The sequence below is a fragment of the Devosia sp. genome, assembly GCF_014860165.1.
Lineage (GTDB): Bacteria > Pseudomonadota > Alphaproteobacteria > Rhizobiales > Devosiaceae > Devosia.
In genome coordinates, this window is the sequence record NZ_JACZKG010000082.1 from 42,303 (window position 1) to 51,798 (window position 9,496).

Annotated in this window: 9 protein-coding genes and 2 pseudogenes; 4 read left to right on the forward strand and 7 right to left on the reverse strand. The window is 61.0% G+C overall.

Annotated elements, in window-relative coordinates:
* Window positions 1-59: 59 nt before the first annotated feature.
* Genes IH615_RS21210 through traA form a run of 3 tightly spaced genes read right to left on the reverse strand, consistent with a single transcriptional unit; the run spans window position 60 to window position 5,045 of the window.
* Window positions 60-1,295, reverse strand: a complete 1,236-nt coding sequence (locus IH615_RS21210) for a conjugal transfer protein TraB (protein WP_366485410.1) — start codon at window positions 1,293-1,295, stop codon at window positions 60-62.
* Window positions 1,207-1,743: a conjugative transfer signal peptidase TraF gene (gene traF, locus IH615_RS21215; protein WP_291365144.1), complete on the reverse strand. Its 537-nt coding sequence runs from the start codon at window positions 1,741-1,743 to the stop codon at window positions 1,207-1,209. The genes IH615_RS21210 and traF overlap by 89 nt, the downstream gene beginning before the upstream one ends.
* Window positions 1,743-5,045 carry a Ti-type conjugative transfer relaxase TraA gene (gene traA, locus IH615_RS21220; protein WP_291365147.1) on the reverse strand — a complete coding sequence of 1,101 codons (3,303 nt, stop codon included), beginning with the start codon at window positions 5,043-5,045 and terminating at the stop codon, window positions 1,743-1,745. Before traA ends, traF begins: the two co-directional genes overlap by 1 nt.
* A 247-nt stretch (window positions 5,046-5,292) precedes the next feature.
* Between traA and IH615_RS21225 the strand changes: the two genes are divergently transcribed.
* The 4 genes and pseudogenes from IH615_RS21225 (at window position 5,293) to IH615_RS21240 (ending at window position 8,179) form a co-directional block, all read left to right on the forward strand.
* Complete coding sequence (locus tag IH615_RS21225) at window positions 5,293-5,538, forward strand: TraC family protein (protein WP_291365149.1); 246 nt, start codon at window positions 5,293-5,295, stop codon at window positions 5,536-5,538.
* Window positions 5,539-5,545: 7 nt separating this feature from the next.
* Window positions 5,546-5,755: pseudogene (gene traD, locus IH615_RS21230) on the forward strand (conjugal transfer protein TraD); the annotation flags it as partial.
* On the forward strand, window positions 5,745-7,655 hold the full coding sequence (gene traG, locus IH615_RS21235) for a Ti-type conjugative transfer system protein TraG (RefSeq protein ID WP_291365151.1): 1,911 nt from the start codon (window positions 5,745-5,747) through the stop codon (window positions 7,653-7,655). The pseudogene traD and the gene traG, both read left to right, overlap by 11 nt.
* A 251-nt stretch (window positions 7,656-7,906) precedes the next feature.
* Window positions 7,907-8,179 (forward strand): WGR domain-containing protein, encoded by a 273-nt coding sequence (locus tag IH615_RS21240; RefSeq protein ID WP_291365153.1) that lies wholly within the window; start codon window positions 7,907-7,909, stop codon window positions 8,177-8,179.
* Window positions 8,180-8,264: 85 nt separating this feature from the next.
* Here the strand turns inward: IH615_RS21240 and IH615_RS21245 are convergent, their stop codons facing one another.
* From IH615_RS21245 to IH615_RS21260, 4 genes and pseudogenes are all read right to left on the reverse strand, one after another.
* Entirely contained in the window at window positions 8,265-8,414 is a 150-nt protein-coding gene (locus IH615_RS21245) for a hypothetical protein (protein WP_291365155.1), read from the reverse strand.
* A gap of 187 nt (window positions 8,415-8,601) precedes the next feature.
* Window positions 8,602-9,051, reverse strand: a complete 450-nt coding sequence (locus tag IH615_RS21250) for a TA system VapC family ribonuclease toxin (RefSeq protein ID WP_291365157.1) — start codon at window positions 9,049-9,051, stop codon at window positions 8,602-8,604.
* Window positions 9,048-9,275 carry a CopG family transcriptional regulator gene (locus IH615_RS21255; RefSeq protein WP_291365159.1) on the reverse strand — a complete coding sequence of 76 codons (228 nt, stop codon included), beginning with the start codon at window positions 9,273-9,275 and terminating at the stop codon, window positions 9,048-9,050. The genes IH615_RS21250 and IH615_RS21255 overlap by 4 nt, the downstream gene beginning before the upstream one ends.
* Window positions 9,276-9,388: 113 nt before the next feature.
* A pseudogene (locus tag IH615_RS21260) lies at window positions 9,389-9,496 on the reverse strand (DUF736 domain-containing protein); the annotation flags it as partial.

The window sequence follows — 9,496 nt, forward strand, 5'->3', positions numbered from 1 at the left end:
CTCGACAGGCTAGAACACCAAAGTCACAGTTGCCCGACAATATAGCAGGCCAAAACCGCTTAATCGGGCGCGTTGTAGGCCATCGTCAACGGGACATTGAACAGTCGAGACCACGCCACTGATGCGGCTCGCTGGATTGGCAAGATGTTGGTCGAGCCGGTCCACCACGCATTCCCCGTTGCCACCATGATATCGGGTTTCATCCACATGGAGTGCAGCACGGGCCACACCAGCAGTTGCTCATAGCAGAGCAGGATTGCGAGACGAACACCGGTAAGTTCGACAACTGCGTTGCTGAAGAAATCGGCGCCTGCTCCGCCAGTCGACCAAGGCCGCCACATCGAAACTGGCACAGGCATGCGCTGCCGATACGCTTCATCCGATCCCCCGGGTGTCACCGTGATCATGAGATTTTCGTAGCCACTGGCCTGTAGCATGACGCCCCCTCCGACCACCGTAACAGGCACACCCTCGAGGGAGGTTCTCCACAGCGTCTCGGTGGTTGGCGTCCAAATGCCCAGTGCGCTTTCGGGCAGAACGATAAAGCTGGCGCCAGTGGCAGCGGCGGCTTTCACAAGCCCGATGGTCGCGACTTGCTGCTGATGGTCCGCATACTGCTCCCTTCCCGCCGAGAAATTGGTGTCTATGCCAATCCATCCAGGTCGACTTTCCGGCTCTACCCAGAGGCCCGCTGAAGCCAGAGAAAAAACGCCAACGACAGCAACTGCCGGCCATCGATGTTTCGTTGTGGCCAGCATCAGCAGAGCCATCGCCATCGCCAAGCCCAACCAGCCCCATCCGGGGAACACAATGCCTGCGGCCGTTAGCGGATTTGCCCAACCCACGATGCCGAGGGGCGGCACGGACATCAATACGTTGGCGATGAAGTACCGGAATGGCGCGGGCCATCCATCTTGCGCTGTCCAGCAAGCGGCATGGACAGCGACAAAGGCAACCGACGCTATCACCCAAAGCACCAGGCCGAGGAGCAGATCACTGCCGAAGAAAATCGAAACACCTTCCGGCAGGCCGCGCGAGGCTCCAAGAAAATACGCGGCTGCGATGACCGCTGCGCCGACCCGCGAACCCGCCAAACTCCACAAAGCGGGGAAGACCATGGCCATCGGCAAGGTCAATGGATTGCCACTCCACCCGACAATGCCCAGCGTCGCAGACGCCACCACCAAGATGGAATGGCGTCCGCTTCTATGGGGCGAGTACAAGAACCGGCGCAGCGAAGCCAAGAATGCCGCTGGCCGGGAGGGGTCCGAAGTATCTGGAGTCATAGGAGCCATCAAAATCGGAATGGAGGAAAACGGAACCGGGCGGGACCTGCCCACCGGCGAAAACGGATAGCGGCCTGCCCTCAGCGTCCATTGAACGGATCCTGGAATTCGGCAGCTCGATCCCGTCGATGACGATAGAGTCTCCGACTTCGACGACCTGGCCGACGACGGCGACCACCGTCTTGATCAACGGGGCGGTGCCGCTCGGACACAAACCGGCGGGCAGATAGCCGCGCTCGACCCCCAGCACAAATGCAGGTGTATCGGGTGGGCAGATGAACACCAGATCGCCAATGACCGCCTCTCGGTCAATCGGCTGGATCCGCCAAATGCCGAGTGGATAACTCGGCGTAAGATTGAGACGCAGCCCGCCCCAAAACCCGCCGGCGGCCAGAGCCGAGAGAATACCAGCGCCCAGTGCCAGGGCGCCGATAGCAATCTTTCGCTGCCGCACCATCACAACCCTCTCGTCACGGTGCGGTGTTTCTCAATCGCCTGGCGTTCCTTGATGGCCTGCTCGGTCTTTTCATGCGCGGCGAGCTTTTGAGCGGCCCGCATGGCCGGCCAGGCCGTTGCGAGCTTTTCGCGTTCAGCAGGCTTGAGACCCGCGGCCATGGCATTGAAGGCGGAGCCATCGGGCCGATTAGCATTGATGCCGAGAAAGGCTCGATCCCCGAAGCGCTCGGCAATGGCGGCGTTGAATCCATCCAGCTCGGCTTTGACCATTCTGTTGGCCAGGGCAAAGCCGAGCGCCGACGGCAGATCATTGCGGTCGATGGCGTCGCGGACTTTTTCCAATGTCGCAACCGCTTCTGACGACAACGCTGGAATATCAACGCGGACCCGTGCCCGCGACGTCTGCTCCTCGGCTTCGATCCGGACCGCGGCACTAGCCCGTGCCTGCAGATAGCGTTCGATTTCGAGCCGCATAATTGGGCCACTCCGCTCGGCGCTTGCACGGTCTGCTTTCTGTTGTCGCGAAGCCAGCAGACCTGCGTTGCCTTTGAGCGGTCCAAACGTTGCTGGCTCCTGTTCGAGCTTGTCGAGAACAGCTTTGCGGTGCTCCGGATCGTTGATGACCGCATCGAACTTCATCGCTGCTAGCACCCCTGCCGGATCGGCATATGTGTTGCGGAAACGATCCGATACTTCCTCCCAGTGGCGCTTACATGCTGGGTCGGCCAACAGGCGTTCCTCGACCACATCGGTGACGGTTTTCGCAAAACTGCCTATGCCGGGGATCATCGGCTCACTCCTCATGCTGGCTGGGGACGGAGAGGTTTTGATCACGCCGAGACGCGCACCGATGGTGGCTAGTCGCACTGCCAGCTCTTCCAGTCGCGCCTTCTGTCGGATGATCCAGTGGCGACGATTGGAGACCAGGGTTCGGGCAACGCGGACGGCATGGAGGCCGCGCGTCGTGGCGTATCGGAGCGCCGCGGAATAGAGCCGGCCTCCATCATAGTCGAGCGTCGTTTCCTTGGCATTGCGCTGGGAAAGGACCTTGGCCAGACCACCGACCTTGTCGAAGGAACGACTGCCATAGTAGAGCCCGACATCCTCCCGATGGCGGGTCATTGCGACATAGGTCAGGTGCTTGTCCAGTGACAGGGTCGCCAGCACTTTCACCCGATCGACGGTCGCGCCCTGGCTCTTGTGAATGGTCGTGGCATAGCCATGATCGATGTTGCGGTAGAAGTGCTGCTCGACCTCGACCCGGTGCCGCGTCTCGCTTGGGCCGTCACCGATCTCCGCAACAATCCGCCCCTTGCTCGCTTCAACGACGCGCGCGATCATGCCGTTCTTGACGCCCAGCGATCCCTCATTTTTGAGGAAAACAATCTGATCACCGGCGGCGAAGTGGCGTTCGCCATCCTCTGTGCGGAACGCATAGCCGGCCTCGACCAGCCCTCGCTCGACAAGCTTGTCACGCGCAAGAACGTTCAGTTCCCGGACGTCTCGACGCAAATGAGCGAGGATCAAAGTCGACTTCGCGCCATCGTAGTCGCGGTTCCAGTCCGCGATCAGGGCGGTGATGGCCTCGGCCTTCAAAGCAGAGCCAAACACTCTCCCCTGACCGGAATACCGCGTGATCGCCTCGCGCACATTACCGCGCGCTAGATCGAGCGACGCGTCGCGCATCCATTGCTGCGTCTGGCGATAGATATTTTCCAGTTCCGCATAGCCGATGCGGTCAACCAGGGCACGGAAGGCCGCGCCGGCTTCAATTGGCTGCAACTGCTCTGGATCCCCGACCAGAACCAGTTTTGCGCGGGCCGCCGACACGGCCGATACGAATTCCGCCATTTGACGCGAGGACACCATGCCCGCCTCGTCCAGCACCAACACCGTACGCTCGTCGAGCAGGTCCCGCCCCTTGCTCCAGCGCAATTGCCAGGAGGACAAGGTCCGGCTTTCAATGCCGGCCTCCTTCTCCAGTCCCTCGGCTGCCTTACCGGCCAAGGCGGCGCCGACGACGCGATAACCGGCCGCTTCCCAGGCCTCGCGCGCCGCCGTCATCATGGTGGTCTTGCCGGCTCCGGCGCGACCGACTACGGCGGCGATCCGTTCGTCTCCGGTCACATGCTCAATCGCAGAGCGTTGCTCGCCGGAGAGCCGGGTATGCCGCTGGAACAGTGTTGTCAGGACTGTCCGGTCGACGGCGAAGCCCCTGCGTTCGGCAAGCCGCATTGCAGTGTCCGCCATGCCCGCTTCGATGCGGATCATGGCGCGAGTGGTGTAGCGGGATCGTAGGATTTCACCCGTGTCGAGATCGACGCGCTCTCGTTCCAACCGGACGATCTCAGGGTCTCGGAGTATCCGCGCCATGATGGTGTTGAAGCTGCTGACACCATCGATATACCGATGGACGACCTTTGCCAGGTCACGCTCGTCGAAGACACTTTTCTCCTGGGCGACCATGTCGAGCACGACGGCGGGATTGCGTTCAATCTTGTGGGCCGATTTCTGGCGCTGCGCTTCGAACAGCCGCAGCCGGTCGAGCTCAGCGTCACGCCCCTCGAGCTCCGCCTGCCGCTGAATTGCCTTGGCGGCAACGCCAATATGGATGGTCGGCGCGATGTCGATGCCGCGCTCCGCGTAGGAGCGGCCATCGACCCGCACGTCATGGCCATTGCGCGCCAGGTGATGGTTCTGGCAGTCGTACCAGCCCTGCCGCAAGGCGAGAAAGTCATCCTTGTCGCCAGCCCAGAGCTGATAAGCGATCTGGCCAGATTTCGTGCGGACTGCCATGCCATCGTCGCCGACAAGCGGAACCTTCTTGGCTCCAAAACCGGCTTCGGTCAGTGGCCGTAGGCTCGTCATCAGATGGACATGGGGATTGCTTGGAACGTCGTGGTAGACCCAGTCCGCGACAATGCCACGGGCCAGAATCTGTTCGGAAACAAACGCGCGCATCAGCGCGATGTTCTGCGCAGTGTTGAGTTCAACTGGCAGTGCCAGAATGAACTCCTTGGCCAGTTGAGCATCAGCACGCTTCTCGAAATTCTCGACCCGGTTCCAGAACGCTTCTGCTGCGCCCGCCACGGAGCGGTCGGCGATCATGGTCCGCGCCCAGACCGGAGCGTCGGGCGGAAGGACAAATTCTTCATGCACCATGCCCGACTTGCGCGAGTAGTCGATCACCCGACCCTCGCCCTCGTGCTCCATCCGCGCGCAGTGCCGGTAGGCGGCGGCCGCGACCGCGCTGCGACCGGAACCACGGCTGATGAGCTGAGGCGTGAAGTGGGTGATGGCCAAGGCAGCGCAGCTTCCGCGAAAGAGAGATCGATGTTCACCCGAACTGGTCCTTGCCTTTCGGCGGAGCCCGCAACGTTGCCTCGCAACGTATTACTGCGCCCTTGGAACCATTCCTTCGGAACGGCGGGATAATCGCAGAGAGCGTCGGCGCTGCCGACCTATCGGATTTGATAGGCTGCGCTCGCGCGCCCATGCAGGGAAGATCGCCTCGTTCTTCGGGACAATCTTGAACTGAGGGAAAACGACAGTGAAAAAACCGGTCATCAAACTCCGCGACGAAATTGCCAGGCTTCAGGATCAGCTCAAACAGGCAGAGACAAAGGAAGCCGAGCGCATTGGACGTCTCGCGCTCAGAGCCGGCTTAGGCGACATCGAGATCGTAGACAGCGACCTCGTCAAATCGTTCGAGGAGCTGTCCATCAGGTTTCGCAAGGCTGCCGGTGCGAAGGCGCCCGCTCCTGGCGCGCCTGAGAGCGGGACTCAAACGAACTGAGCGGATGATGCAATTGGCCAGGACCCACGACCGCAAGAAGGACACCAGGGAGAAGATCCAGCTGGGCGGTCTGATTGCCAAGGCCGGGCTTCGCTACGAGAAGCGGGCTCTGCTGCTCGGCCTGCTGATCGAAGCCAAGCGCAATCTGGCCGGTAACGCCGAAGAGCGCGCTCGCCTGTTGACCATAGGAGAGGAAGCCTTCCGCAATGACCCCCAAGAAGCTGACGTTGCTGCTGATCCCAATCCTGCTGATGACGGCGATCGTATTGATGATGACGGGGATAGAGCAATGGACGGCAAGTCTGGGAACGACCGCTGACACCCAACTAATCCTCGGCCGCCTTGGGATTGCCCTGCCTTATGCAATCGCAGCCGTCCTGGCCGTCGTGATTTTGTTCGGGACCGTCGGGTCGCCGGCAATCCGCTATGCTGGCTGGGGCGTTGCCGGAGGTGCGGCGATCGCCGCTGGGATCGCTGTCTGGCGCGAGGCGAACAGGCTGGCCAGCTTTGCCGATCTTGTGCCGCCCGACACACTTCTGAGCTACGCCGATCCGGCCACAGCCGTCGGCGCGGCGATCGCGTTTGGAGCCGGATTATTCGGATTGCGGGTAGGCGTTCGTGGCAATCAGGCCTTCGCCGGCAAAGCACCAAAACGGATATCTGGCCCTCGCGCGATCCATGGCGCATCTAATTGGATGGGCCAGGCGGAAACGAAAAACCTGTTCCCAGTAGCTGGCGGCATCGTTATCGGAGAGGGCTACAGGGTCGATACCGATGTCGTGGCGGAGCGTGCCTTCCGCGCTGATGACAGGGAGAGCTGGGGAGCGGGCGGCAAGGCGCCGCTACTGTGTTTTGACTGCGCCTTTGGTTCGACCCATGGCATCATCTTTGCTGGATCGGGCGGCTTCAAGACCACCTCGGTCACCATCCCGACCGCCCTCACATGGGGACATGGCCTCGTGGTGCTCGATCCGTCCAATGAGGTCGCTCCGATGGTAAGCCGGCATCGCCGGGCAGCGCGGCGAACCGTCGTCGCGCTCGATCCCGCCAACCCGACCATCGGCTTTAATGCCCTCGACTGGATTGGCCGGTTCGGTGGCAGCAAGGAGGAGGACATTGCCGCAGTCGCCTCGTGGATTATCACCGAGGCGCCGCGCATCGGCTCGGCCCGCGATGACTTCTTCCGTGGCGCAGCGCTGCAACTGCTTACCGCCCTGATCGCCGATGTGTGCCTGTCGGGGCACGTCGATGCGGCGGACCAAACGCTGCGCCGTGTCCGTGCCAACCTTGCGGAGCCCGAACCCAAACTGCGCCAGCGGCTGCAGTCGATCTATGACGGTTCCGGATCGACCTTCGTCAAGGAGAACGTCGCGCCCTTCATCAACATGACGCCCGAGACTTTCTCAGGCGTGTATGCCTCAGCCGCCAAAGAAACCCATTGGCTGAGCTACGAAAACTATGCCGCTCTCGTTTCTGGCAACACGTTCTCAACCGATGACCTGGCCGCCGGCACCACCGACATTTTCATCAATCTCGATCTCAAGACCCTAGAGAACCACCCGGGCCTCGCCCGAGTGATCATCGGCGCTCTGATGAACGCGATCTACAATCGCAACGGCAAGATCGAGGGTCGGACGCTGTTCCTTCTCGATGAAGTGGCCCGCCTTGGCTTCATGCGTATTCTAGAAACCGCGCGTGACGCCGGCCGCAAATATGGCATCACGTTGGTGCTGCTGTTCCAGTCAATCGGCCAGATGCGCGAGGCCTACGGTGGCCGCGACGCGACGAGCAAATGGTTCGAAAGCGCGTCCTGGATGTCGTTCGCCGCGATCAACGATCCTGAGACTGCTGACTACATCTCCAAGCGCTGCGGCGACACGACGGTCGAGGTCAGCCAGGTCAGCACTAGCACCAGGTCCTCAGGATCGTCGCGAACCCGATCAAAGCAACTGTCGCGGCGACCACTGATCCTGCCGCACGAAGTTTTACAAATGCGCGCCGACGAGCAGATCGTCTTTACCGCCGGTAATCCGCCGATCCGCTGTGGCCGCGCGATCTGGTTTCGCCGTAAAGACCTGCGGAGCCAGGTGGACCCGAACAGATTCGGGCCACCCTGAGGCAGCAGACTTTTTGTCGAATGCCGTTTTCCACAGGGCTCCGGCCGTCTCTTCGGCGCCATTCGAAATGCGCGTTCCGGCCTCCGCTATGCTGCGCGGATCGTACGATCCGCTTCGGCCCCGTGGGCTGGAAAACGACAAAGGAAAGAGAGCCGGCGGCAATTTCATCGATCACCAATCTGAATCGCTTTCGACCTGGCGATTCCAAACTCTGATTGGACGGCGAGTCCGCCGGCGGTCAGAATCTTCCGATGACAGACGAAGCCCGAGATACCTACCTGCGCCGCATTGACCCTAGCCGGAACATGGCCCGGTTCTACGTGCTGTCGATCCAACCGACCCTGTTCGGTGGCAGCTCGGTGGTCCGTGAATGGGGACGGATCGGCACCAGGGGTCAGTGCAAGGTGGAGCTTCTTGACGACACGCAGCAGGCCAAGCAGATCAAAAATTCTATCGAGCGGTCAAAGCGCCGCCGGGGTTATTCCGACGTCACGCCATTCAAGTCGTCGGTTAGCACAACCTGAGACGCCGTTTGCATAGGGACCTCACGGCCTAATGCGTGGAAAATGCACATATCGTGAGGATCACTGGCGGGCCACCTCAGCAAGGTTAGCCGACCGGCGCCGCGCCGGACCTAACGGTCTTGGCGACACTTTCCACCATCTCCTTGGTCTGGAACAAGTCGTCGCCCGACTTGTTGAGAATGTTCCTGAGACTGACTTGATCGATTGGCACGGTTACGACCTTCACAATCGACATGTCGGGGATCGGTTCGCCAAGTGCGACAATCTCTCTGCTAAACTCTTCGGCGGCGCTGCGAGCCTCATCCAAAGTGTTGAACAGACTTGTCGGGGGCCCATCTGCGTCCACAAACAAACCGAAATATGTGAAAGACGGGGCGCTCGTGTCGTTCCTGGATCGTCTTCTTTGTGACCTGTTGGTGGGCTTAGGCCGGCTGCGAATTCGTGCTGATGAGGTGCAAAGCAGACTTCCCGCCCTTCACCGCTGCGACAGACAGCCTACGGTCAAATGTCGCCAGCTGGCCGCCTTTTGCCTTGGCGAGAGCAAGAAGGTAAGTGTCCGTGACCTGTCCCGACGTCACTATCTTCGTTGCGTCGACATGCTCGGAACCGACAAGGGTCAAATCGTCCGGCCAGAACTGATGGCCTGGAAGTGCCCTTAGCTTTCTGACGATCTCGGCAACTTCAGCAGGTGAGCCAGGAGAGTTGGGATACTTCGGGCTGCCGACGATCCTAATGACTCCGTTTTCTGTTAGCGGGCAAGTTGCCCACTCCCCTTCTCCGGTCGTTTCAAACCACGCATGGGCGTCGTTGTGGGCAACGTGACCTGGGTCGATCAACGCGATGAGTACATTGACGTCTAGCAGGAACGTCACGGCAGCTCGTCGCGCAAAGCATTGACGAGTTCCAGCGTAACCAACGGCGCATCCGGCCGGGGCGAGAGGAGTGGGATGCCGTTGCGCTGCCCGGCGGCTTGCGGGCGGCGAATTGCACGTCTTGCGAGATCAGAGATGACCTCGCCCACGCTTCGATGCTGCTGCCTGGCAAGCGCCTTGGCCGCGGTGAGGACGTCATCGTCGATCGCCAGAGTTGTTCTCATCGGCGAGTTTCCTTCGCATCAAACATCACGCATCATATGGTGGAAATCTCCCATCGATCAAGAGGTAGGACGCCCGATCGCCGGCCCCGCTTTTTGGCGGGGCCGGTGTTGGCTCAGTTGGCCGGGTTCCAGATGATGACTTTCTTGGCGTCGTCATCGCCGGGGGCGTTGGCGATGTTGCCGTAGATGGTCCCGAATTCGGGGGCGCTCAGCGAGACCGA

Bases quoted from the DNA above. Each gene is read 5' to 3' on its own strand.
- IH615_RS21210 (WP_366485410.1), bottom strand. From the start codon at position 1,295: ATGGCTCCTATGACTCCAGATACTTCGGACCCCTCCCGGCCAGCGGCA.
- traF (WP_291365144.1), bottom strand. From the start codon at position 1,743: ATGGTGCGGCAGCGAAAGATTGCTATCGGCGCCCTGGCACTGGGCGCT.
- traG (WP_291365151.1), top strand. From the start codon at position 5,745: ATGACCCCCAAGAAGCTGACGTTGCTGCTGATCCCAATCCTGCTGATG.
- IH615_RS21240 (WP_291365153.1), top strand. From the start codon at position 7,907: ATGACAGACGAAGCCCGAGATACCTACCTGCGCCGCATTGACCCTAGC.
- IH615_RS21245 (WP_291365155.1), bottom strand. From the start codon at position 8,414: ATGTCGATTGTGAAGGTCGTAACCGTGCCAATCGATCAAGTCAGTCTC.
- IH615_RS21255 (WP_291365159.1), bottom strand. From the start codon at position 9,275: ATGAGAACAACTCTGGCGATCGACGATGACGTCCTCACCGCGGCCAAG.